This is a genomic window from Clostridium chromiireducens (assembly GCF_002029255.1).
Taxonomy (GTDB): Bacteria; Bacillota; Clostridia; order Clostridiales; family Clostridiaceae; genus Clostridium; species Clostridium chromiireducens.
Genome location: NZ_MZGT01000013.1, coordinates 1 through 24,342, shown reverse-complemented (window position 1 = coordinate 24,342; position 24,342 = coordinate 1). Strand labels below are relative to the sequence as shown.

22 protein-coding genes are annotated in these 24,342 nt (G+C 33.3%); 4 read left to right on the top strand and 18 right to left on the bottom strand.

Going from position 1 to position 24,342, the window contains the following annotated elements; genetic code table 11:
- Window positions 1–27: 27 nt before the first annotated feature.
- From CLCHR_RS06090 to CLCHR_RS06075, 4 genes are all read right to left on the bottom strand, one after another.
- On the bottom strand, window positions 28–1,371 hold the full coding sequence (locus tag CLCHR_RS06090; protein ID WP_169896769.1) for a HAMP domain-containing sensor histidine kinase: 1,344 nt from the start codon (window positions 1,369–1,371) through the stop codon (window positions 28–30).
- Window positions 1,361–2,047, bottom strand: a complete 687-nt coding sequence (locus CLCHR_RS06085; RefSeq protein WP_423236626.1) for a response regulator transcription factor — start codon at window positions 2,045–2,047, stop codon at window positions 1,361–1,363. Before CLCHR_RS06085 ends, CLCHR_RS06090 begins: the two co-directional genes overlap by 11 nt.
- A 148-nt stretch (window positions 2,048–2,195) precedes the next feature.
- Window positions 2,196–4,028, bottom strand: coding sequence for a helix-hairpin-helix domain-containing protein (locus CLCHR_RS06080; protein WP_079438811.1), 1,833 nt, complete (start codon window positions 4,026–4,028; stop codon window positions 2,196–2,198).
- A gap of 326 nt (window positions 4,029–4,354) precedes the next feature.
- The gene (locus CLCHR_RS06075) at window positions 4,355–4,609 is read right to left on the bottom strand and encodes a glycerate kinase (protein ID WP_079438810.1); all 255 of its coding nucleotides are present in this window, start codon (window positions 4,607–4,609) and stop codon (window positions 4,355–4,357) included.
- Window positions 4,610–4,908: 299 nt separating this feature from the next.
- Between CLCHR_RS06075 and CLCHR_RS06070 the strand changes: the two genes are divergently transcribed.
- The gene (locus CLCHR_RS06070) at window positions 4,909–5,445 is read left to right on the top strand and encodes a fumarylacetoacetate hydrolase family protein (RefSeq protein ID WP_242965996.1); all 537 of its coding nucleotides are present in this window, start codon (window positions 4,909–4,911) and stop codon (window positions 5,443–5,445) included.
- 237 nt (window positions 5,446–5,682) lie between these two features.
- On the opposite strand, the gene CLCHR_RS06065 is transcribed toward CLCHR_RS06070, so the two are convergent.
- The 11 genes from CLCHR_RS06065 to CLCHR_RS06015 form a co-directional block, all read right to left on the bottom strand.
- Window positions 5,683–6,144 carry a VOC family protein gene (locus tag CLCHR_RS06065; protein ID WP_079438809.1) on the bottom strand — a complete coding sequence of 154 codons (462 nt, stop codon included), beginning with the start codon at window positions 6,142–6,144 and terminating at the stop codon, window positions 5,683–5,685.
- A 39-nt stretch (window positions 6,145–6,183) separates the two neighbouring features.
- Window positions 6,184–6,927 (bottom strand): SDR family NAD(P)-dependent oxidoreductase, encoded by a 744-nt coding sequence (locus CLCHR_RS06060; RefSeq protein WP_169896768.1) that lies wholly within the window; start codon window positions 6,925–6,927, stop codon window positions 6,184–6,186.
- Between the two features lie 266 nt (window positions 6,928–7,193).
- A complete protein-coding gene (locus CLCHR_RS06055; RefSeq protein ID WP_079438807.1) occupies window positions 7,194–8,804 on the bottom strand; it encodes a glycoside hydrolase family 43 protein in 1,611 nt (536 codons plus the stop codon).
- A complete protein-coding gene (locus CLCHR_RS06050; RefSeq protein ID WP_169896767.1) occupies window positions 8,801–9,889 on the bottom strand; it encodes a Gfo/Idh/MocA family protein in 1,089 nt (362 codons plus the stop codon). The genes CLCHR_RS06055 and CLCHR_RS06050 overlap by 4 nt, the downstream gene beginning before the upstream one ends.
- 150 nt (window positions 9,890–10,039) lie before the next feature.
- A complete protein-coding gene (locus CLCHR_RS06045; protein ID WP_079438805.1) occupies window positions 10,040–10,405 on the bottom strand; it encodes a tautomerase family protein in 366 nt (121 codons plus the stop codon).
- Window positions 10,406–10,446: 41 nt separating this feature from the next.
- The gene (locus tag CLCHR_RS06040; protein ID WP_079438804.1) at window positions 10,447–11,235 is read right to left on the bottom strand and encodes a carbohydrate ABC transporter permease; all 789 of its coding nucleotides are present in this window, start codon (window positions 11,233–11,235) and stop codon (window positions 10,447–10,449) included.
- Window position 11,236: 1 nt separating this feature from the next.
- The gene (locus CLCHR_RS06035; protein ID WP_079438803.1) at window positions 11,237–12,130 is read right to left on the bottom strand and encodes a carbohydrate ABC transporter permease; all 894 of its coding nucleotides are present in this window, start codon (window positions 12,128–12,130) and stop codon (window positions 11,237–11,239) included.
- 71 nt (window positions 12,131–12,201) lie between these two features.
- Window positions 12,202–13,560, bottom strand: a complete 1,359-nt coding sequence (locus CLCHR_RS06030) for an ABC transporter substrate-binding protein (protein ID WP_079438802.1) — start codon at window positions 13,558–13,560, stop codon at window positions 12,202–12,204.
- A gap of 44 nt (window positions 13,561–13,604) precedes the next feature.
- Window positions 13,605–14,423 carry a sugar phosphate isomerase/epimerase family protein gene (locus CLCHR_RS06025; protein WP_079438801.1) on the bottom strand — a complete coding sequence of 273 codons (819 nt, stop codon included), beginning with the start codon at window positions 14,421–14,423 and terminating at the stop codon, window positions 13,605–13,607.
- 41 nt (window positions 14,424–14,464) lie between these two features.
- Entirely contained in the window at window positions 14,465–14,959 is a 495-nt protein-coding gene (locus CLCHR_RS06020) for a VOC family protein (RefSeq protein ID WP_341456883.1), read from the bottom strand.
- An 8-nt stretch (window positions 14,960–14,967) separates the two neighbouring features.
- The gene (locus tag CLCHR_RS06015; protein WP_242965995.1) at window positions 14,968–16,119 is read right to left on the bottom strand and encodes a Gfo/Idh/MocA family protein; all 1,152 of its coding nucleotides are present in this window, start codon (window positions 16,117–16,119) and stop codon (window positions 14,968–14,970) included.
- Window positions 16,120–16,430: 311 nt separating this feature from the next.
- Here CLCHR_RS06015 and CLCHR_RS06010 point away from each other — a divergent pair, with 311 nt between their 5' ends.
- Window positions 16,431–17,291 carry an AraC family transcriptional regulator gene (locus CLCHR_RS06010; protein ID WP_079438799.1) on the top strand — a complete coding sequence of 287 codons (861 nt, stop codon included), beginning with the start codon at window positions 16,431–16,433 and terminating at the stop codon, window positions 17,289–17,291.
- A 138-nt stretch (window positions 17,292–17,429) separates the two neighbouring features.
- On the opposite strand, the gene CLCHR_RS06005 is transcribed toward CLCHR_RS06010, so the two are convergent.
- Both CLCHR_RS06005 and CLCHR_RS06000 read right to left on the bottom strand, forming a co-directional pair.
- Entirely contained in the window at window positions 17,430–18,866 is a 1,437-nt protein-coding gene (locus tag CLCHR_RS06005; RefSeq protein WP_079438798.1) for a 6-phospho-beta-glucosidase, read from the bottom strand.
- A gap of 221 nt (window positions 18,867–19,087) precedes the next feature.
- Window positions 19,088–20,986, bottom strand: a complete 1,899-nt coding sequence (locus tag CLCHR_RS06000) for a beta-glucoside-specific PTS transporter subunit IIABC (protein WP_079438797.1) — start codon at window positions 20,984–20,986, stop codon at window positions 19,088–19,090.
- A 141-nt stretch (window positions 20,987–21,127) separates the two neighbouring features.
- Here CLCHR_RS06000 and CLCHR_RS05995 point away from each other — a divergent pair, with 141 nt between their 5' ends.
- Window positions 21,128–22,009, top strand: coding sequence for a LysR family transcriptional regulator (locus CLCHR_RS05995; RefSeq protein ID WP_079438796.1), 882 nt, complete (start codon window positions 21,128–21,130; stop codon window positions 22,007–22,009).
- A gap of 222 nt (window positions 22,010–22,231) precedes the next feature.
- Here CLCHR_RS05995 and CLCHR_RS05990 read toward each other — a convergent pair whose 3' ends face one another.
- Complete coding sequence (locus CLCHR_RS05990) at window positions 22,232–23,182, bottom strand: flavodoxin family protein (protein WP_079438795.1); 951 nt, start codon at window positions 23,180–23,182, stop codon at window positions 22,232–22,234.
- 224 nt (window positions 23,183–23,406) lie between these two features.
- Between CLCHR_RS05990 and CLCHR_RS05985 the strand changes: the two genes are divergently transcribed.
- The coding region (locus CLCHR_RS05985; RefSeq protein WP_079438794.1) for a PucR family transcriptional regulator at window positions 23,407–24,342 on the top strand (936 nt) is incomplete at its 3' end.

Sequence of the window (24,342 nt, the reverse complement as noted above, 5' to 3'; positions counted from 1 at the left end):
GAAGCACTACCTTCGAAATTCACCACTTTATATAATTATATCAATACATATTTTATTTCCTTCACACTCTGCCCATATCTTTCCTCCATGTAACTCTACGATACTTTTAGCTATTGAAAGCCCAATCCCTGAACCTCCTGTTTGATTATTTCTTGATTCATCAGCTCTATAAAACATATCAAAAATTTTATTCAATTCTTCTTCTTTTATAGGCTTACCTTCATTTTCAACCCTTATTATTGCTCTATTTTCAGTTTTAGAAATCTTTATATTTATGTCACTTTTCTTATTACCGTACCTTATAGCATTAGAAATTATATTTTCAAAGACTCTTACCATTTTTGCTGGATCTACATCTACATTTAAATCTTCATCTGATGCTTCTAATAAAATATTGAAATTATTTTGGTTACATGTAGGCATCATTCCCTCTACAACTTGTCTCATAAATTCATTTAATGAGATATTCACCTTTTCAAGTTTGATATCGCAAGATGTAAGTTTTGTGTATTCAAAAAGATCATTTATTAACTCTTCTAACCTACTCGACTTATTATCAATTATATCTATATACTTGTTTATATCATCTTTTTCTTTATAATTCTCTTTTATCAATTTTATGTAACCAATAATTGATGTTAATGGAGTTCTTAAATCATGGGATACACTTACTATAAGCTTATCTTTATTATTTTCAATCTCTTTTTCTCGCTCTTTTAAATTCATTAATTCTTCAGTCATATAATTTATATTTTTTCCTAGAATAGACAGCTCATCTCTACCCTTAACTTCAACTCTATAATTTAAATTCCCTTTTGATATTTCTACAAGTCCTTTTGACAGACTATTTATATACTTTACTTTTCCATAAGTTAATAATAAGAATAGAGCTAAAAATATTAATATTCCTAAAGGAAAAAGTTTTGAATTATCTCCCTTGTACAGAACATCTGAAACTACAACATATCTATCCTCCCCTAATAATTTTATGTCATAATATATAATGTTATTTTTATCAAAATTAGATTTATATTGCTCACTTAAGATTTTATTTATATCAAACTGCTTTATTCCATTATTTTCAGGACCTAATATTACGTTTCCTTGTTTATCAACTATAAATACTTTGAATTTAATCGTATCTCTGCTTACAATATCTTTAAGTCTTTCATCATTGTTTATATTTTCATCTATTTCTTCATATATTCCTTTACAATTGAAAGTGAAATTTCTTATTTGATCAGAATAATCCGTTTGCTTGTATCTCCAAACTCCATTTATAACAAGAGTAATTACTATACTAAAAATTAAAGATACTAAAAAGATAAGAAGAAATGCAGCCCTAATTCCACCAAAATTTTTACCTCTCAATTTTATATCCAACTCCCCATACGGTTTTTATATACTTTGGATTTTTTACATTATCGCCAAGTTTTTCTCTTATATTTTTTATGTGAGTCATAATGGTGGATTCTGATTCATAAAACTCTTCATTCCATACAATTTCATATATCCTTCTACTACTAAAAACCACATTTTTATTTTCTGCTAACAATTTTAATATCTCAAATTCCTTACCTGTAAACTTTATTTCATTCTCTCCTATTGTAACTTGATGAGTATTTGAGTTTATAACTAAATCATCAATTACTATTTCATTATTTTTAGGAAGTATGGTGGTCCTAAGATATCTTCTAAGTTGAGCTTTTACTCTTACTACAAGTTCTAAAGGATTAAATGGCTTGGCTATATAATCATCAGCACCAGTTATTATCCCTAAAATTTTATCATTATCTTCTCTCTTTGCTGACAGCATTATAATAGGAACATCTAAGTATTCCCTTATGTTTTTGCAAACTTGTATTCCATCAATATTTGGCAGCATAATATCAAGAACAATAAGGTGAATTTTATCTTTCTTTGCTATGTTAAGTGCTCTCAGTCCATCTTCTGCTGTAATTACATTATATCCTTCATTTTTCAAATAGATTTCTATAAGCTCCCTAATTTCCTTTTCGTCATCAACTACCAATATGGTGGGTTTTATCACTTAGAATTCCTCCTTTAGTCCCTAAGGCACAATTAAATAAATAACAAGTCCACTTGCTAACCTATTTTCATGCGCCTAAATTAAAATAGCAGATCAATGTTGCAACTTTAATTATAAATACTGCCCTGCTATCTTTTTGAATATATTAATATTGTGAATATATAATTATTGGAATGATCATTAAGGTCGATATAATACTATCTATTACCTTAAGCTTGTCCTTTCTTATAATAAAAAGTGTTATGCCTTCACCTATGAAAATCACTGTAATAAAAATAATTATTGGATTTAATGTTTTGTTTCCTATGATAATATTACTACTAACTAACACGCTAATAAACCCTACCAATACATAAAACATTAATTTAAAAAACTTCTTAATGGCAACTTTAAATAAGCTCATATTACTTTTAACTGTAGTTTTCATAACAAATAAATAATAAGTTATGAAAAAAAACACAAACCAAATCATAGCTCTTGATATTAAATGTTTAAGGTTAGCTATAAACATTGTAGAAGAACTCTTTTCAAATTCACGTTCATCTATTGTACTTGTTACTTTTTCAATATTCTCCTTGCTGCTGTTATTTGTTAATATTTCTATGGCTTTACCGCTTACCCCTTCAATATGAGAAAATTCCTCACTATTTTTAAATCCATTATTTTTATCTCTATATGCAATTATCCCTTCTGCATCACTTTTACTCATACCCTTTAGTTTAAGTAAATCTTCTTTTTCGCAGGTATTTATATTAAATATATAATATGGAAATTTAAGACCTCTAAATTGATCAAAAATAATATTACTATGTTCTCCTTCACTAATGCACCATATTTCTGGAGCACATTCTTCAGTAAAATCATGACCTGTGCTATCTTTAAATATCTGCAATAGCCTCACCTTTTCTTTAGGATATTCCTTTATATATCCACTAACAAATTCTATTAATTGAGGTTTGCTATCCTTATTTAAATATTTATTGAAAACATTAAAGACCTTAGAATATCTTTCGTTTAATTCTGATGCATCAGTTGTTACTAGTTTAATAAAGAAATTAGAAACAACAATTTCAGTAGATAAACTCTGTTCCAAACTTTTCATCTTACTCTTATCTTGATAAAGTCCCATATTTCTATATAAAATTGATTTCTCTGGATCAATAAAATCATAACTTAAATTCTTGTATTTACCATCACCACTTAACCCAAGTTCATTCCTCTTTAGATTTTCATACTTTTGTTGCCAAAATGGTGATACTTCTCTATAATAATCCAATCTTAAAGGCAAGGTAAAATCTCTAGATCCACTATTCACAATAGATTTAGCAGTATTTTTTGTTCTTTCTATATCTTCATAAATTCCATCTTTAATTTCATTATTTTCTTCATACATTCTTGAAATAACTTCAAAATGCTCTCCAAACCCTTCACTAAAAGCAGTGCTATATTCTGTTTGTATATTGGAATAATGCATATCCACTACATTTTGATTTATCTCATGATTATTGGATGTAGTAATTTTCTGAAGGACATGCCCCATCTCATGAGGTAATATTTGCGTTATTGATTCAAGGGCATTATACCTTTTCAATTGCCCGGTAGAAAGCTCAATATACGGTGATTTTGTCTTATCATAAAACTGTCCATTCTTTTTTAGATAAAAACCAATCCTGCCATAGCATCCAGAGTTTTCTCTGAAAGCAAAATATATATCTTTGCTTTCTAAATTAGAATATTGCAAAGCCTTTCCATAAAGTTCAACTGATTTCTTTATAAAAGATTTATTGTAAATATCCATAAATAATTTATTGTCATCAATAAGTTCATACACAGGAAATCCATCCTTAGTTTCATCCGTTCCTTTAAGTACTACTACATTTGGTGTTTCTGTTATTACTTCTTTTGCATATACATTTTCTTTTATTGTAAAAGACATTATGCATAAAGCAAAAATTAATATAAAAATATACTTATTCATAATTTGCTCCTCTAATTTTATTGATATACAATATACAATTTCAATTTAATTCTTTATTGAAATTGTATTTCTTGATTTAATTGTAAAATATATATATCAGAAAAATATGGAGCAAATCTGAAGAATTTCTGAAGAAAAATAAAATGTATAAACTCACTCTTACTCTAGTTTATACATTTTCATTTGTGGAATCTAGCCACTCATTCTCTATTCCAATATTTTATCGTATCTATTAATTATTGAAATCACTTAAAACCTTGAATTAAAAATATCATATCTTTACCTCTTCAAATTTAAAGAATATTTTTGTTCTATGATAAGGTTACTTAATTGAATAATTTTACAACTCTCATTATTCTTTCAGCTGTTTCTTCTAAAAGTGCTTCTGCATTATCTATAGCATCTTCTAACATCATAGGCTTATCTACTATAGAAAAAATACTGTCAATTCCCTTTTTATAAAGATCAGAAGCATCCTTACCTATTCCTCTAGCAATAGCAATTACAGATTTATTATACTTTTTGCATACAGATGCAACTCCATAAGGAGTTTTTCCAAATTGAGTTTGATAGTCTATCATACCTTTTTACTTATCATTCAGTCAATAATAGCAATTATTCTAATTAAGTCTTGTTTTAAAAAAATCATTCTACTCGAAAATGTTAAAACGCCCATCTACATTTTATGTTAAACAAAGTATTATTTGGGTATAGAACTCGTTAAAGTTTAAATTCACTTTTTCAAAAGGCTGATTTGGAAATTTGTTGTCAAATTGAGAATATGAAAGAAATTATACCTTTTCGTCCGCTGCTTTACCGTGATTTTATGCTGTGTGAAAGACATGTAATTAACAGCGGCCGTCTCTTTACAAAATATACTATGCCCAATATATATTCCATAATAAGAGCCTATGAAACTATATTCAGACATCCATTTCCAGCTTTTAAACCTAAAAAGGCGTGGTATGATAATCCCGTATATTATAAGGGAAATTCTCTATCATTCATTGGAGATGGTGAATTAGTGAGTTATCCACATTATGCAACACTTAAAGACTATGAGTTAGAACTTGGTATGATTATTACCAATAATTTACTTAATGCGACTGAAGAAGAAGGTCTTGCTGCAGTAGGTGCTTTCTGTGTATTTAATGACTTCAGCGCCCGAAATATACAACTTGATGAGATGAGAAAGACAGGCTTTGGTCCATGTAAAGCAAAGGATTTTGCTAGCTCCATATCGAATATAGTTGTAACAGCAGATGAAATATTACCAGTGCCCAATACATTAAAAACAATGGTATTTATTAATGAAAACTTAGCCGCTGAAGGGCAGCTAAATGAAAATGATGATGTCACATTCGTCGCCTTGGAAGCCGTGTATTGCGCCAACCTGAACATCAATATTTTTCGATAAGGCAGTCGACTTATCGATCAGGTCTGGATTGTGCCTTATAAGATGCTATTAATCCAATACGGAAAAACTCATCGCCTTTTACCTGCTCAATCTTCAAAGATAGATACTTTTAACCTTCTTCTTGTTCATCAATATCGGACAAGTGGAAGAAGTTCTTACAGAAAGTAATATTTACTAATTGCAATTTTTAGCTTATGTGCAAAAAAGAGGTGACGAACGAATTCGCCACCTCTCTCATTATTTATACTGCTCTTTTACCTCAACTAAAACCCCAAGCGCTTTTGATGTGTCAAAATATTCATACGCCTCATAGCCCTTTTCGTGTTTAAAAAGTGAATCAAACCCTGTATTTTTCATAGTTTCTTCGTCATCTTCTAAAGGTCCATCTGACAACAAACAAATTGAGCAAATTGACGTGCCATGTTCTTTTAACCAAGCTGCCCACGGGTCATTATTTCCTAAAGGCTGGATAATTTCAAACCAAAAATTATCGCTGAAAACGCTCTCTACCTTCATTGGGGTATCAGTGATGTTGGCACCTTTATACTTCATAAAAGGTGTTCTTACCTCTTTATGCTCTATATTCTGCTCTGCAACCTCTTTCCCTGTGCCTAGTAAAGTTTTATATGCAGAAACTGTTTTTTCTAAATCGTCTGTTACGACAATAACCTTAAGTATATTTGTTGATGATAATGCCATTTTTTTACCTCCTAATGTTATATATTAATCACTATTTGTTTATTTATTGGTGAAACCGCCGTCAGCAATAATTTCAGCACCTGTCACATAAGAAGATTCGTCGGACGCTAAAAACAATGCAACCGCAGCAATCTCGCTAGGCTTTCCGATATGCCCTATGGGAAGTTGCGAAATTATATTGTTTCGTAGTTCGCCATCGCCGTGCACAAAATCTGTAAACGCCTGTGTTTCAGTTGGACCAGGGCTTATAGCATTTGCTCTAATACCCTTTTCTGCAAGCTCTCCTGTGAACGAACGTGCCATAGACCTGACCGCTGCTTTCGCCGCATTATAGACAATGCTGTTTTTCCCGCCCTGAAAACCTGCAATTGATGATATTAGAACAATTGAAGATTTACTAGACATAAAAGGAATTAACTTCTGTACTGTGAAAAATGCTGAAAAAACATTAAGGTCCATTGTCAAATGAAACTCCTCAGGTGTGATTTCTGGAATCGGGTTTTGTGGCCCGTTGCCAACAATTGGTAACACAGCCTTTAATTTGCGTCCTGTCTCTTCAACTGATTTCACTATTTTTTCCAAATCCTTTACATCTGTCGCGTCAACTTTTAGAATGTCAACAACCTGACTGTTTCCCTCATATACTTTTTTTGCGGTTTCAACATCAAAATCAGCCACAATCAAATCGGCACCTTCACTTATGAAACGTTCTGCGATTGCTCTGCCAATTCCATTCGCCGCACCCGTGATAACACACAATTCTTTATCCAATAATTTACTCATAAAAACCTCCATTTCGCCGCTACCGCCGGCGGCACAAATAGTAATGAAAAAATGGCGTGCGGTTTTCGCCATTTGGTTATTATTATATTGAGGAGAAGATGTACCACAAAACACGGTTAGGTGAGCCGTGGGCTGCTCTTCTCAACTTAAATCAGTATAAAACTAGTGTAAGAATCATCTTTCAAGCTCAAATAATTGCTTGTACTAGTACAAATTGCACATGCAGTCGCTAAATCGCATAAAACTAACCATGTTAACCAATTACGCTAAACTATATACTCAAAAAACTCAAATGTAGCTTTTGAATCGTAACCAGAATAATCAACTACAGCCAATCCCACAAATGCTCCGGTAAAAAAGCCACCATAATGTGAATTCACATAATCATCAGACAAAATCATTGCATCAAGTTTAATAGGCACTCTGTTCCAATTCTTTCCGTCAAATGAATATTCATAAAAATAGTCCAAATGATCAACAACTGTCTTGAACCAAACCCACTCCGTACCTTCAGGAATCCTCACAGCGTTATCTTTTAAAACCGAAGTGTATTTTCTATTGTCGCATTCTGCTACTTCTATAACATCATTACACTCGTCATCTTTTGTGATAAAAATCCATGACCAATGCTCGCTGTTATAATAATTTACAAGACCAGCCATTGCCTGATAGCTATATGGGCTAAATTTCACCTTTGTCACAGCTGAAAACTCAAAATCTTTCCATCTTCTAGCAATAAACGATGGATTGAACTTATTTGAAAGTGAACCATGTCCTATCAGTTCAAGTTTTCCGCCTCCAACCTTTCCCATTTTTTCAGAAAAAGGAACCCTTAAAGTATTCCACTCCTCATTGAGCTTATCAGATGAAAAATCATCAAAAACAGCATTGGTTGCAGGAGCCTCAGTTAATATGGCATCTTTTGGTGCATCAACCTCTTTCAAACCGCCATGCCCACCTACAACTCTTGGCCAAAGTTCATCATCCCAATAAACTTTCTGAATACTTGTTTCACGCCCAAGCGTACACCATCCTCTTGGGTCATAGATATTCTCAGTAGAATGGTGAAGAGGCCTAGCGCAAAGTGAAGCATAATACCACTCGCCAGAAGGGGTTTGGACAAGAGAACCATGCCCTTGTTTTTGAAGATAGTGGTCTGGTGTGTCAAAGTTAGTTATAAATGGTCCGTCCGGCTCAGTTTCATAAGGTCCCAACAGATTTTTTGAGCGGGCAACAATTTCTTGGTGTGTCCAAGATGTGCCTCCTTGTGCTGCAAATATATAATAGTATCCATTAAGCTTATATATGTGCGGTCCTTCAACCGTCTTCACATCGGTACCATTGTATACAGTTTTTGCAGTCTCTGGTTTCAGCCTCTTATTGTCCACATCGTATTCAGTTAAAGTAAGCCCATTGAATGGATTGTTATACTCACGGTGATCCCAAGTTTGTTGAATGAAATATTTTTTCCCGTCATCATCATGAAAAAGAGATGAGTCAAAACCAACGCCATTTAGCTTTATAGGTTTGCACCAAGGACCTTTTATGTCATCTGCAATTGTCAGATAGTTATACATATCTTTGAACGCACCGTCTATAACTTTCACATCAGTATAAACAAGCCAAAACTTTCCATCAGCATAGGACAAATCAGGTGCCCAAATACCACCAGAGCAAGGGGCGCCTTTCATATCAAGTAGCTCCACGCTGTCAAGAATAGATGTGGTCAAATTCCAATGCACAAGGTCTTTAGATTCATGAACCCTGACGCCAGGAAACCATTCAAATGTAGAAGACGCAATATAATAAGTATCGTCTACCCTAATCATTGACGGGTCGGCATGAAAACCCGTAAGAACTGGATTTATGATTTTCATAATGTTTCTCCTTCATATTTAAAATCAAGTTGTCGTCTAATTTCATCCATAATTTTCATCACAGATAATGTGTCTTCCCAAGGCATAACTGAAGATTCAACCTTACCTTCTAAAAGACACCTTTGCACCTCAGAAGCTTCAAAATGCATACCAAAAAGCCCGCCTCGACCATCTTCATAATTTTCATGTGTTTTTGAAACATACTCAAATGTTGAGCCATCATTATAAAAAACAGTGAAGTCTGACGGCCTGTAAAATTGTCTTTTTATTTCTATTCTCCCTTTTGTTCCGCAGATTGCAGCGGTGATAGGAGATGATGCGAGCGAACCAAAAGCTAATATCGCAAGTGTACCTTTGCCATTTTCATATTCAAAAATGGCAGCATCATTTGAGTCTACACCTGTTGGCGTTGCAGAGCCAGCAGCGATTATTCTCGTTGGATTTCCAAGCAAAAACTGCACGAATGAAATTGGATATACTCCCAAGTCTAATAGAGCTCCGCCTGCAAGCTCAGGTGCATATAAGCGATGTTTAGGGTCAAAAGGAAAGTAAACCCCATGGTCAGCAATTATCTGTACAATGTCCCCTATTTCGCCCCTATCAATCAACTCTTTTACCTTGATGATATGTGGCAGAAATCGTGTCCAATACGCCTCCATAACAAATAGATTTTTCTCTTTTGCTAAATCTAAAATTTCTTTCGCCTGCTTATAATTTTGTGTAAATGCCTTCTCAACTAAAATAGGCTTATTGTGTTGCAAACACTTAATCGCCCACTCATGGTGTTGCGCATGCGGAGTTGCAACATAAATCACATCAATGTCAGGATCTTTTATAAGCTCTTCGTAAGAACCATATACTTTTTTTATTGACGGGAACTCACGTTGAAATTCCTGTGCCTTTTTTAATTCACGGGAACCAACAGCAGCGATGTTTCCACCAGCTTTGATCACCTGTGTGGAAAAACAACTTGCAATCCAGCCAGAACCAAGGATACCCCATCTATGCGTATTAGGCATTTTTTCATCTAGCTGAACAGGATAAGACCTACCTAGCAAAAATTCTTTTTTTACATTTTCCATCATTTTACGAACTCCCTTCTGTAAACTTGTCATATTATAAACAGCTTTCTTAATCGGAAATTTTTACCGACTTTCAAAATAAATTTGATGATGACAAGCCTGCATTCTTTAATTGCGAGTTTCGCAATTACCTATTTCTTTTACTTAATTTAATCAAACTTCTCTTTCGCCAAGGGACCAATTTTCAGCACTGTTTTCAACAACACAAACTAAAATATCATCGCGCCTAATTCCAATGTCAACAAGCCTCTTTGTTAGTTCTTTATATGTTTTTTTCTTTTGCTCAAGTAAAAACATATTAACCATTGTAATTCTAATGATTATCAAATCATGTCTATCACGATTATCATAAGTTGGCGAAAAAATAATCTCCTCTTCATCATGCGGTCTAAACACTTGGAAAAGATCGGTTGTATCCATACCTAGACCTGCAACCAGCGAATTATGAATTGCATTTGATATTTCTTTTCCTTTATCCTCAAACACTGACCTTTTTAAGTCAACTTGAATCAACGGCATAATTATCTCCTTCTTTCACTATTATTCTGCTCTTGTTTCGATTATTTTAGAGCACCAGCACTCATGCCTTTTTCAAAATTCTTCTGCATGAACAAATAAACAATAATCTCAGGAATTGCAGTGAGCACAGCTGCAGCTAATATCTTCGTCTGGTCATTTGTAAACTCACCTTGGAAGTATTGTGGAAGCAGAGTTACCGTCTGCATATCTGGGCTTTGCAAGAACAGAAGTGGCATGAGATATGCGTTCCATGAGCTGATGAGTGTCAAAACAATAATTGATGATGCAATTGGCTTTGTAAGCGGAAGAATAACATACCAAAACGTCGAAAAAATACCCGCGCCATCAATTCTTGCTGCCTCCATTAACTCATTAGGAATTCCACTGTCAAAGTTTCTAGTAAGTAGAATTGTAAATGGCAATTGCAATGCTGCAATAGGTAAAATTACAGCCAAAAAGGTGTTGAATAGATGCATCTTTTGGAATGTTACAAACAATGGAGACAACAAAATTACTTCAGGTAACGTTAACGCAACAAGAATCAACCAAAAGAATACTTCTTTTCCAAATACATGTAATTTTGCAAACCCAAAGCCAGCCGTCATACTGAATATATAAACCAACAAAATTACACTAGCTGATATAATGAATGAATTTCTAAAATAGATTGGAACTACACCTGTGTCCCAAACCGCCTTATAATTTAAAAACCCTGTTCCACCGATAGAGCCAAGAAACATTTGAACAAGTGGAATCGCATAAGGTATCGTTAGTATTAGTAGAATGATTTGCAAAACGACTTTACTTTTTAAACTTCTAATTTCAAACATTTTATCTCTCGTCTCCTTTATTAAGCCTATTTATAAGTATTGCACCGCAGAATGCAAGTACAAGGAGCATTACTGATATTGCAGCTGCATAGCCAAGATGAGCTTGCCTTATTCCCTGCCTATAAATATATGTGCCTAAAAATTCTGTTGCGTGATTTGGCCCACCAGTTGTAATCAGATAAGGAATATCAAATGTTTTCAAAGCACCTATGATTCCAAGCATTGCAAGAGAAACTGTCGTGCCTTTACAGTTTGGCAATACAATGCTCAATAAAGTCCTAAAGTTTCCTGCTCCATCTAAACGCGACGCCTCAAGTATTTCTTTATCTATTTGGCTCATTGCCGCATAATATAGAATGAAACTCATTCCTGTGAACTCCCAAATCGCAACAATCATGAGAATGAAAAGTGCCGAATTTGGTTTTGCTAGCCAATCAACAGTTATGCCTAAATGAAGTGTGTCAAATATACCTTGCAGAATTCCTTGAGGCGAGAACATCAATCTAAACACTGGTGCCATAGTAGCTGGTGCTAAGATTGTTGGTATAAAAATCAAGCACTTATGCAATGTAGCAAACTTTACTTTTGTATGCAAAATTGCGGCAAATATAAAACCTAGAAAGTTTTGAATTACAAATGTTAAAATGAAATAAACAATTGTATTTTTTATAGCTGTCCAAAAAACCCAGTCAGAAAAAAGTGCTTTAGTATAATTACTTATTCCCACTTTCGTCTGAATTGGATCAATCCCATTCCAATCTAAAGTAGACAGCCTGAATGTATACAATATTGAATAATATATAATACCTACAACAAAAACAAATGCTGGAAGAATCCACGGAAGTCCGTTTATCTTCGTAGATCTCAATGTTTTATTCTTTTTCATATTTTTCATGTTTATAATTCTCCTCAACACTAAATGATAGGGGCACTAGAAAAAATAGCCCCCTATAAAAATATTATCCCTTACTTACTATCAGCTTGAGTCGTTTCAAGTTGAGCAGCACCATCTTTAGGAGTGATACTTCCTCCTGCCACGCCAGCCAATACATCCATTATTTTTTGGTTCATATCTGCATTTATTCCTGCAAAACGAGGGTTATCATCACTTTTCATTGATTTTTCAATATATTTTTTGATTGCTTCGTTTTGTTTATCAGGATTTACAAGTTTTACTTTGTTCCAATCCGGAGTTGCTGATTTTAGAGAAGGAACAACATTTAAGGAATCTGCAATCATCTGTTGACCACTCTGAGAGGTTCCAAGCCAAACAGCAAATGTAGTTGCAGCCTTAATATTCTTTGATGTTGCAGACACTGCGGTTGAATAGTCTAAATCGCCAAACATAGATCCTGTTTTTCCTGTTCCAGCAATATCAGGGAAATCAATTGGAATCATTGTGAATGGCTTTTCTGTTGAAGATGCAGACTCAATAGCAGCCTTCATAGTATCAGGCAAAGTGTTTGATGTATACCAAGATCCCATCATAACCATAGCAGCCTTTTGAGACATAAATAAATTGTTTGCGTCTGGATATTGTTGAAGACCAAGAGCACCCTTTTGCATAATTCCGTCATCAAACAACCCTTTCCATAGCTCTAATGATTTGACAATTGAGTCATCAGTCCATTTAACTTCACCTCTTGTTGCTTTTGTGAAAGTGCCCGGGCTTACATTATCAGCAATTGCATGGAAAGTGTCGATGTTAAATGCACCTTGACCTGCTCCCTGCACAAAACCTTCGATACCATTTTCTTCAAAAACTTTGCAAGCCTCTTTCCACTCATCTAAATTAGTAGGAACCTTTACATTGTATTTATCAAAAAGATCTTGGTTAATCCAAATATTCCCTGAATATACAGTTCCGACACCAAGTGCTTTCAACTGACCATTGACAGTCATTGTGGTGATTGATGCCTTGTTGAGCTTGTCTTCATAGTTATCGCCTAAAGCCTTTTTTACAGCATCAGTCAAGTCAATTGCTTGTCCTCCAAAAACTTTAACACCACCATTTCCTGAACCCGCTGAAACCTCAAAAGCATCAACACCCCCGCCATTTGCTAAAGCAGGTCTAATAGCCGCGTCATAATCATCTATTGATGTTTGTTTCCACGTAACTTTGATGTTTGGGTATTCTTTGTTAAATTCTGCAATATACTTTTCATTAGTTGGGGAACCCGGCGTCCACCCCCACCAAACTACTTCGCCTGACGTTTCAGAGGAAGTATCTTCTGCCTTTTTATTGCCACTACATCCTGCTAGCACTGTTGTCATCATAAACATTAAAGTAACTAAGCTCGCCACTAAAACTCTTGTTTTTTTCACTTTAACCTCTCCTTTTACTTTTATTACTCACTATATATAAACGCTTAGAGCGTCATTAGAGTCTTTATGTGCGTGACACTATTTAAATATTCTTCATCTGTATTAAGATGCTCTATAATAAACGGCATATTTTCATCAAAGGATAATCCTTGTTCGATTAGGTGCTTGATATTTATCCCTCCGTTTCCAGCACTGGTTTCCCTAAAAAACAGCGTATAATCGTCCTCCATCTTGACATCTTTCAGATGGCAACTTTTTATATGCTCACCTAGTTTCTCGAAGCATTCACATATAAATTCCTCATTAAAGAAATACCTTCTCGGTGTAGTTATCCAGTTAAAAATGTCCATATGAACAGCAAATCTATCTCTGTCCACAGACTCAAGCAACTGCAGATATTCATCCGGTCCAGTCGGGAACATCCATGGCATTGACTCGATTGTAAAATACGTGTTCTTAGGGTTTACCTCATCTATAATCTCCTGAATAGTCTTTACACCCAGTTTCCAGGTTTCCTTTGTAAAATTATCTTTATAAGCACCATCCCAGCGAGGGCCTCTTGCACCTATAATATTCACACAACAGCGAGCCCCTATCCTATCAGCAAGTTCAAGCTGCCCCACGGCGTACTTAATAGCCTTTTTACGTGCATCTTCATTTAAATCCAATGTATTGCGCCAAACTCCAACCTCTGCTATCACAAGGTTGTTTTTTTTCGCTTCTTTAACATACTCGTCAATAAGCTCATCATCATTTTCGTAAGAGAGTGGGAAATTTATACTTCCAAGTCCCAAGGTTTTATGTTTCATAGCCCATTCCTTTGGACTGCTGTGTTTTAATGGTGAAGATGTCCCAAGTCTCATATTTAGTATCATGCCTTTCTATTTATAGTTAGTGGTTAATATTACTTATTGTAACTCTCGAGAAGCTCAATTACACATTTTAGATCCGGAGCATCAAAATAATTATATTCGCCGCTGCCATCACCATAAACACCTCTTTGAACCAGCTTTAAACCAGCAGCTTCAGCATTTAGAGCAGCAGTCTTTGAATCCTTAACTTGAAATGCAACATGGTGAATGCCCTCGCCCTTCTCATCAAGATAGTTTCTCCATGTTGAAGGTTCCTCGTTAGGCTGAATCAATTCAAGCTGTAGTCCCGGACCAACATCAAAGAAAGCCATCCAACAATATGCATTTGGAGCGGGTTCACCTTTAAACTCTGTTCCTGTAATCGTATAGTCACCAATAGGTTGCGTCTCAGGGATGGCAACCCCTAAAAACTCAGCCCATTTTTTCTTTGTTTCCTCAACATCTTTAACTATAAATCCTACCTGTGCCACTAAATTTGTTCCTATTACTCCTGACATATTTATATCTCCTTTCAAAACTTTACTCAATCAAATTATTAAACTTCGTCCATATATCCACCTGCTTTTAAAGGCTCTGGCCTCTCACAGGTAGTTTTCATTTTGTAAAACTCGCCATTTTCAGATGAAATCATCATTCCCTCTATGGCTTCGGTAATGTGCATTATTAAACTTCCATTTGCTCTATTATTCGAGTTTGCTTCTATAGCTTTCGCAAGATCAAGCACGCCTAAGCCCCTTGAATAATCTTTAACTCTAGGATATAGCTCCGGAAGCTCATAGAATCTATTTTTTCTTGCCATAGCTTCATCTGTTTTTTGATAAACAGTGTCCGTATACTGTTCTTTCCTATACACACTAGGAGTGCCGCCGCCAAAATTCGGATCCGGATAGGTTAGTGTGCCACCATCTCCATAAATTTCAAACATCGGAAGGTTCGACCTATAAATATCAAAGCTTACGTTCAAATTTACAACCACGCCACTTTTTAACCTCAATATAGAAGAGTAATGAGTAGGGATCTTTACTTCAATATCCGTTCCAGCCTCTGGTCCCACATATATATGTCTAGTATCGCTACTCTTTGCATCAAGAGCAGCAATGCTCTCTATTGATCCTAACAATGATACAATCGCAGAGAGATAATACGGTGCCATATCAAATAAAGGGCCGCTGTTCTTCGTATAAAAAGGTCCAGGGTTAGGGTGCCAAGTTTCAACCCCGAAGGTGGTCATGTTTGCAGTAACAAAGAAAGGCTTTCCTATAAGATTAGCATCAAGATAATATCTCAAACTCTGAAGACCTGACGCTAAAAAGGTGTCCGGTGCACAACCAACTTTAACACCCTTTGCATCTGCTAAATCCAGCACTTCCTTTGCATCTTTTAAATTGGGCGCAAACGGTTTCTCGCTAAACAGATGTTTACCAGCCGTTATTATTTGCTTGCTCAACTCAACATGAAACTGTGGTGGTGTGAGATTTATTACAATCTCAACTTCATCATCATTTAACAATTCTTCCGTAGTATATGCCTTTTTTATACCAAACTCCGATGCTAGTTTTTGAGAAAGCTCTACATTTATATCTGCACAAGCGATTACTTCAAGATTTTTGTAAAATGCTATTATATCGGCAAGATATGTTCTGCTTATAACTCCGGATCCAAGTATACCTATTTTAAATATTCGCAAAATATTGCTCCTTTCTTATTAAATTTATATCTATGCAAACCATTTCTCAATGTGTTTTGCTATTAATATATTATCAATTCTACCTACAACTTACTCTTTAAAAATTATGAATTACCTGTGCATATTTTGTTATAATTATTTTTATTGCAAATATTATTACCATAAAAGAAACATTGATACTAAGGTATTTTGCCAAATTTGTATGCATATCCTTCCTTTAAACATATCAAATATTGCTATTTGACATCGTAAATGATAGACTAATCGTATACAAAGCTTTACATATATAACCATTAAAGGAGATTTCGCTTATGCATACGAATAATTATTTTGAGAGATTGAATTTTAGTAGCGGGAAAAAAATTAATGTATCAAAGAAAATCGATATAAATTTTTCTGATACGATGCATTGGCATCCTTTTATCGAAATACTTTTAAGCCTTTATGATAATAATGAAGTAACGATTAATTTCACCAAACATGTTCTTAAAACTAATGACCTGATCATAATTTATCCTGGTGACTTGCACTCGCTTGATCATGTAACTGAAAATGCTTTTATTCTCGTTCAGTTCCCTCTTGACTTACTGATGATTATGAGTGAGTTTAATAGCAATTTTTCTGTATTTAGCCAGTATCATTGCATTAAATATGACCCATCAGATATTGATGCCGACAGAATGATTTATTTAATAAAGAAATTGCCCGAGCTTTATTATTCCGACGCGCTTTTTAATGAAGTTCGTATATATTCCCTTCTCCTGGAGTTCTTTGCAAAGCTTGGACAATACTGCGTCGATGCCAAGAAAGAAGAATTCTCTGATGATGCAAACACAGGCTATAAGTCTACTAAGTTAATTACAGAAGCTTGCCTTTACATATCACAAAACTGTATTAAACCTCTTAAACTTGACGATATTTCTCATCACATAGGGGTTAGCAAGTCCCATTTCTCGCATTTATTCAAAAAATATACGAATATGACATTTATAGATTTCCTTACTACTGAGCGTATCAAAAGAACAGAATTTTTGATTTCGAATCCACAAGCACATATAATAGATATTGCATTTGACTCAGGATTTTCAAGCCTATCTTCATTTAACCGTGCTTTTAAAAAAATAAAAGGGATTTCCCCTAGAGAATTTAGGGAAAGGATGACTAATAAGTAAACGTAAAAAAATCCCCTAACGGGGACTATGAGTTTTGTGAATTTTAAAACGGAAAAGGTTTATCTTCATGAATTTTATGGTGGAGGCAAATCATGCCCCTTAAAATCCACCATTAAAATTTATATACTGCAACGGAGATTATTTTTTTAAAACCACTCCATTTGTAGCTATCACTTCTTTATACCAATAGAAGCTCTTTTTCTTATATCTTTCTAATGTTCCATTCCCTTCATTATCCTTATCAACATAGATAAATCCATAGCGTTTTTTCATTTCTCCAGTAGAAGCTGATACTAAATCTATGCATCCCCATGGAGTATATCCAATTAACTCAACTCCATCTGCAATAGCTTCTCCCATTGCTTTAATATGTTCTCTTAAATATTCAATTCTATAATCATCATTTATTGAACCATCTTCTTCAACTTTATCAACAGCACCTAATCCATTTTCAACAATAAATAATGGTTTCTGATACCTATCATATAAACTGTTACAGGTAATTCTTAATCCCTTGGGATCAATCTGCCATCCCCACTCAGACGATTTTAAATACGGATTTTTTACTGACTTAAATGCATTCCCTGCCGTCTCACCTTTTAAGACTTCTGGATCAGTAGATACACATCTGCTTGCATAATAGCTGAATCCAATAAAATCAACTGTATGTTTTTCTAAAATTTCTTCGTCTTCTTGCTCCATCTCAATTTCTATATTATTTTCTTTAAAAAATCTTTTAGCATAACCTGGGTATTTCCCTCTTGATTGAACATCAATAAATAAAAGATTTTCTCTTTCTTTTTCCTTTGCTTTAAGAACATCATCAGGATTACATGAATATGGATAAAAATCTCCTGCTGCAATCATACATCCAATCATACAATTTGGAATTATTTCATGAGCAAGCTTTGTTGCGAGTGAACTTGCAATTAATTCATGATGAGCTGATTGATACTTAATTTGAAGTTCATTTTCTCCTTCTTTAAATCTTACTCCAGCTCCCATAAACGGTAAATGTAGTATCATATTAATTTCATTAAATGTCATCCAATACTTAACTTTTTCTTTATATCTCTCGAAAATTACTTTGCAGTAATTCAAATAAAAATCTACAAACTTACGATTTTTCCATCCACCAAACTTTTCAATAATTCCAATTGGTGTATCAAAGTGGCAAATCGTAACCACTGGCTCAATTCCATGACTTAACATTTCATCAAATAAAGAATCATAAAATTTTATCCCTTCTTCATTTGGTATTTCTTCATCACCACTCGGAAATATTCTTGACCAAGCTATTGATACTCTTAAACATTTAAATCCCATTTCTGAAAATAATGCTATATCTTCCTTATATCTATGATAAAAATCTATAGCTTCATGAGAAGGATAGAATTCTCCTTCCAATACTCTTAATTCATCGATTTTTCCACGTATGATTTCAGATCTTTTTTGGCCAGTTGGACAAAGATCTACTGTAGTTAATCCTTTTCCACCCTCTTTATATGCGCCTTCACACTGATTGGCAGCTAAAGCACCACCCCATAAAAATCCTTCTGGAAAATTTATATTCATATTTTTCTTCTCCTCCATCTAAAACTATACTACATCTATTGTTATAAATTCTAACTTTTAATTTAATAGTAAAGGATGAAATTACTAAGGAGCAATGCTAATCTAAAAATGATGTTCAAGCTCTTATACTGATTTTACAGAACTTTTCTCATGCATTTTATATTGACCTTTCAGCCTTTTTCCTTATAGCTTTCATCCTCCATTATTAATTATAATATCTTCTACTTAATTAAGTTAATTAGTTGATCTTTTTCTTTTATATTTGCATCTTTGCTCGCAGCAAATGAAATCTCTCCATATTTCAATGTATTTGTTATTATAACAGGCGTAATAACATCATATCCTGCATTTTTTATTTCTTCTACATTGAATTCAACTAATAAATCGCCTATTTCTATTTTGTCTCCTACCTTTACATTGGCACCAAAGAATTTCCCACCTAATTTTACTGTATCTAGTCCTATGTGAATTAATATTTCTGCACCTTCATTTGAAGTAATTCCAATAGCATGTTTTGTATCAAAAACTGCACTAACTGTACCATTTACAGGAGAAACTACTCTGCCTTCCTTTGGAATAATAGCTATTCCCTCTCCCATCATCTTTTCTGAAAACATCGGATCATTAACTTCACTTAGTGAAACTACTTTTCCTTCAATTGGTGAATAAACAATACTGTCTTGTATAGTATCATTTTCATCTACAGCTATCTCAGCTGCATTTGTACCAGCTGTTTCTGAATCATTCTCTTTAGCTTCAATAATATCTTCGAATCCTATAATAAGAGTAGCAATAAACGAAACAACAAATGCTATAGCTGCACCAATACATGCAAGCATAATATTTTTAAAGCCATCAGTTCCAATATATCCAGGTAATGCTAAAAGCCCTGGTGAACCTGAAGTATATCTTCCAACTCCAGTAAGTCCTAAAAATAATCCTGATGCGCCTCCACCAATCATAACTGCAATTAGAGGACGTTTTAATTTTAATGTAACTCCATACATAGCTGGCTCTGTAATACCACAAACTGCAGTTATACCTGCTGATGAAGCTAATTGTTTTAATTGACTATTTTTTGTTTTAAGCGCTACAGCAAGTGCTGCTCCGCCTTGTGCAATATTAGATCCAAGCATACCTGGTCCTACAACTGTATCAAAACCAGCCGTTGCCAAATTATTAATGCCAATAGGAATCAATCCATAATGCATACCTGTCATTACTAGTAGTGGTGAGAATGTACCAACAATAAAAGGAACCAGCCATCTAGCATATGTATTTAAAAATGCAATAGCTCCAGAAATTCCATTACCGCAAATTATTCCGATAGGCCCAAGCACAATTAAAGTTACTAATCCAGTAGTTAATAGCGTTAATAGTGGCTTTGTAAAAAATTTAATTGCATTTGGTGAAACTCTATCTGCTATAGGTTCAACAAAGGACATAAACCAAACACCTAAAATAATTGGAATAACAGAAGATGAATAACTAGCTAAAGTTATTGGCAACCCTAAAAAGTAAATTCCTTCCCCACTCTTTTTAGCTGCCCCCACCATACTAACAAAGTTAGGGTGCAAAATAACTGCTGCAATTGACATTGCCATATAAGGATTACATTTAAATTTCTTTGCTGCTGAATTAGCAATTAAAAATGGTAAGAAGTAAAAGGCTGCATCTGCCATAAAATTAAGTACTGAATATACCTGACTCTGAGCTCCAATTACCTTAAAAGTAACTAATAGTGCCATAACAGCCTTTAACATACCAGCTCCAGTAATAGCTGGTATGATTGGTGTGAAAATACCCGCAATTGTATCAAGCACTTTTACTACTGGACCTTTATCATCCTTTACTTCACTTGAAGAATCATTGTCAAAACTAGCAATTTTATTTATTTCTGCGTATACATTTGCAACATCGCTTCCAATGATTACTTGATATTGTCCTCCTTTATTTACAACCCCCATAACGCCTTTTGTATTTTTTAATATATCAGTAGCTGCTTTACTATCATCTTTTAGATTAAATCTCAATCTTGTAGCACAATGTGTTAACGAGGAAACGTTTTCCACACCGCCAACATTTTTAATAATATCTTTGGATAACTGCTTATAATCCATAATATTCTCCCCCTGTTAGTTTATTTTTCTTTTTTGATATCATTTACAAATTAATTATATTGGCTTATGATTTATCTATCAATACTATATTTAATATGATGATCATAGTTTCTATCTATGAATGGGAGGCAATATAATATTATGTTAGAAATAAGATTATTAAACTACTTTCTAGTCCTTGCTGAAGAGCTTCATTATACAAAAGCTGCTGAACGTCTTAATATTTCACAGCCAACACTAAGTAATCAAATAAAAATTTTAGAAAGCATGTTGAATGTTAAACTTTTTGATTATGTTCAAAAAAGGACAGTACTAACAGAGCCTGGTAAAATATTAAAACAACATGTATATAAGATTTTCTTTGATCTTGAACAAGCAGAAGCAGACATTAAAAATTATGCAGGAAAATCAAGAGAACAAATCAAAATAGGAGCATCCGGCTCTCACTTGTTACTAATTCCTTGTTCAAGATTTAATAATATTAATAATAATATTTTAATTACAATGGAAGAGCACAGCAGCAATACAATTATTGATAATGTAAAAAATGGTAAGCTAGATTTAGGATTAATTTATGAGGCCTCAGAAGATTCCGCCATACATTCTGAGCTGCTAAATATTGAGTCTTATCTTGCAGTTGTGCCATTAAGCTCAAGACTCGCAAAGTATTCTTCTGTCTTCTTAAGAGATTTGACACAAGAGAATATCGTATTATTACCTCATTATTCCAATTCACGAAAAAATATTGATAAAGCCTTTAGCATGATAAATCATATTTGCAGACCTAGGATTCAAGCAACTAATTTAGATTCTTGTATAAGGTTAATAGAGCATTCAGATAACATTACTATTTTGCCAAACTCTTATATAAAATCTGTAAATAAAATTGACTTTAAAGCAATTCCTATTTCTGATTATCCGCCTAAGCAAACAATTAACTTAATATATAGGAAAGATTTGTTTTTAGATGATATTTTAAAATCTTTCTTAGAGATTATTAGAGATTTTCATCAAAATAATTAGTTTTCTAACTTCGGTTATAAAGTGTTTTATATGCCAGATAGATATCAAAAATTATTAAGAGTATTTTTATTGCTTTAAAACCAAATATAAAATAAAAGACCCACGAAAATTCAATATTTTCGTGGGTTTCATAGTTAAGGCGAAGCGTGACCTTTGAAATTCACCATAAAATTTATTTTGTTTAAAAACTTATTATTCTAGATTAAAAGTTAATATCTATTGTTAATTTATATCAATTGTAGGAAATTTTAATTCCTTATACTTAACAAACTTTTCTTTAACTTTTGTTAGATTTTCTTCAGTATAGAAGCCACCTTGTGTATGCATAATTTCTTTTACATGCTCTGCTCTTCCTTCAGTATCAGTACGATCACGGCTTAATCCATCTTCTTGAATTACAAACTTCCATTTACCTTCTTCTGTCTTTTCTAAATTTCCGCCTGCACCACAAACTTGACATTCAACTGGGAAAAGTAACCCATCCCATTGTAATTCTCCTAAAATTAATGCATTTGAATGACAATGTGGGCACCATCCCATACCTTCATCTCCAAGCCATTCTCTTTCTGCTACAGGTGTATTTAATGATTTCATGATGTTTTCACCCATCTTATGAGCACGTTCAATCATATCATCATGTAATAAACATTGTTTTGGAGCCGGTACTCTTGTTGCTAAATACATATCTACTACTCTAAAATCATTTGTAAAACATGTAGCTTGCATACTTTCTAAAGCCATTGACTGCCATGAACGAGTAGATCCTCCAACAGCAATTAATCCTGCAACTCTATCTCTATGTTCAATTGCTCCAATAAATTCTAAAAATGCTGATTCATACGCTAAATTTCTATGCATAAATTTTGAAAATGTTGCTGTTGGCATTAAATCATAAGTTGGTGCTGATGCAATTATAGCATCCACATTTAGCATAACATTCATGATTGCTTCTTTATCATCTTTTTTACTTAATGTACATCCAACATTTTTTCCAGCACTCATACCATGTGTGCAAGCTGTACATCCTGAACACTCCTCAATGTGATAATCTCTTAAGTTAATCATTTTAACCTCTGCACCTTGTTCTTGACATGCAAGTAATGCTTCTTTTAATAAAATTTCAGAATTTGAATCCTTTCTTCCTGCGGTGATACCTAATACTGTAAAAGCCATAATATAATCTCCTTTTAACAACTTTAATATTTTTCTTAAAGTGTTTTATAATTTTATGTTTTGTTTTTTTATAAGGCATGAATTTTCACTTACAAAATCAAATCTTTTGTTATAATATTATCATGTGAAGAAGTGAAGTTCATCCAAAATAAGTCTTAAAATAATGCTTTAAATTGCTTACTATTTAGACATTTTTCTAATTCGGATAAAATAAGGAGAAACTTATGCAGAAAAAAAATGACTTATATAAAAAAAAATACGAACTATACAATAGTTTATTTACTGAAAATAGTATGGATGGGATTCTTAACATTGGCGAAAATTTTTTAGGTAATCCTATTTTTATTTTAGATACCAGTTATCGCATTATGGCCCGTTCAAGCCTAGCCAAGCTTGATAATTCAAGCATAGAAACTCATAATGGAGAAAGTTACCTTTTGCTAGATATTGTTCAATTAATGCAAAAGAATAAATGTATTGATAACATCTATAATTCAGATAATGCGTTTTTTCATAACTCAGATGAGATTTTAATTTTTTGTTCTATCAGAATTAATAATATTACTGTTGGATATATATCTGTTTTGCAAAGTAAAAGGAAATTCAATGCAGAAGATTTAGAATTGACAAATGTACTGTCTAAGGTATTTTCCATTCAACTTCAGAAAGAAAATTTGTTTATTAGTAATTCTGGATTGGATGAAGAATATTATTTAACAGATTTATTAATAAATAGAATAGATAATGTTGAATACATAACAGAACGATTACAATATATAAATTTTAATTTATATGAAAACTTGATTATACTTTCAGTACCCTTTAAACAAAAATATAAGGATTATAGACATAATTTCGGATTAAAGGAATTAATAAAGAAAATTAAAACTATATTAGGAAATTGTATTTCAACATATTATAAGGATACTATTACTTTTCTTATAAGTACTGAGCATAAAGAGGTTATTACTGATTCTCTTAAAGAAACTCTCTTAGAATTTTTGAAATTAAATAATTTACGGTGTGGTATCAGCATGGTTTTCCAAAATCTATTACATATACAAGATTTTTTTTACCAATCTATATACGCCTTAGAATTATCATTATGTATGAAAATAGATAATACTATAAATTATTTTGAAGATTATATAGAGTATTAT

What these genes read in the sequence shown, in the direction of transcription:
- CLCHR_RS06080 (WP_079438811.1), bottom strand. Translation starts at nt 4,028, where the DNA reads ATGAATAAGTATATTTTTATATTAATTTTTGCTTTATGCATAATGTCT.
- CLCHR_RS06075 (WP_079438810.1), bottom strand. Translation starts at nt 4,609, where the DNA reads ATGATAGACTATCAAACTCAATTTGGAAAAACTCCTTATGGAGTTGCA.
- CLCHR_RS06070 (WP_242965996.1), top strand. Translation starts at nt 4,909, where the DNA reads ATGCCCAATATATATTCCATAATAAGAGCCTATGAAACTATATTCAGA.
- CLCHR_RS06065 (WP_079438809.1), bottom strand. Translation starts at nt 6,144, where the DNA reads ATGGCATTATCATCAACAAATATACTTAAGGTTATTGTCGTAACAGAC.
- CLCHR_RS06060 (WP_169896768.1), bottom strand. Translation starts at nt 6,927, where the DNA reads ATGAGTAAATTATTGGATAAAGAATTGTGTGTTATCACGGGTGCGGCG.
- CLCHR_RS06055 (WP_079438807.1), bottom strand. Translation starts at nt 8,804, where the DNA reads ATGAAAATCATAAATCCAGTTCTTACGGGTTTTCATGCCGACCCGTCA.
- CLCHR_RS06050 (WP_169896767.1), bottom strand. Translation starts at nt 9,889, where the DNA reads ATGATGGAAAATGTAAAAAAAGAATTTTTGCTAGGTAGGTCTTATCCT.
- CLCHR_RS06045 (WP_079438805.1), bottom strand. Translation starts at nt 10,405, where the DNA reads ATGCCGTTGATTCAAGTTGACTTAAAAAGGTCAGTGTTTGAGGATAAA.
- CLCHR_RS06040 (WP_079438804.1), bottom strand. Translation starts at nt 11,235, where the DNA reads ATGTTTGAAATTAGAAGTTTAAAAAGTAAAGTCGTTTTGCAAATCATT.
- CLCHR_RS06035 (WP_079438803.1), bottom strand. Translation starts at nt 12,130, where the DNA reads ATGAAAAATATGAAAAAGAATAAAACATTGAGATCTACGAAGATAAAC.
- CLCHR_RS06025 (WP_079438801.1), bottom strand. Translation starts at nt 14,423, where the DNA reads ATGAGACTTGGGACATCTTCACCATTAAAACACAGCAGTCCAAAGGAA.
- CLCHR_RS06010 (WP_079438799.1), top strand. Translation starts at nt 16,431, where the DNA reads ATGCATACGAATAATTATTTTGAGAGATTGAATTTTAGTAGCGGGAAA.
- CLCHR_RS06005 (WP_079438798.1), bottom strand. Translation starts at nt 18,866, where the DNA reads ATGAATATAAATTTTCCAGAAGGATTTTTATGGGGTGGTGCTTTAGCT.
- CLCHR_RS06000 (WP_079438797.1), bottom strand. Translation starts at nt 20,986, where the DNA reads ATGGATTATAAGCAGTTATCCAAAGATATTATTAAAAATGTTGGCGGT.
- CLCHR_RS05995 (WP_079438796.1), top strand. Translation starts at nt 21,128, where the DNA reads ATGTTAGAAATAAGATTATTAAACTACTTTCTAGTCCTTGCTGAAGAG.
- CLCHR_RS05990 (WP_079438795.1), bottom strand. Translation starts at nt 23,182, where the DNA reads ATGGCTTTTACAGTATTAGGTATCACCGCAGGAAGAAAGGATTCAAAT.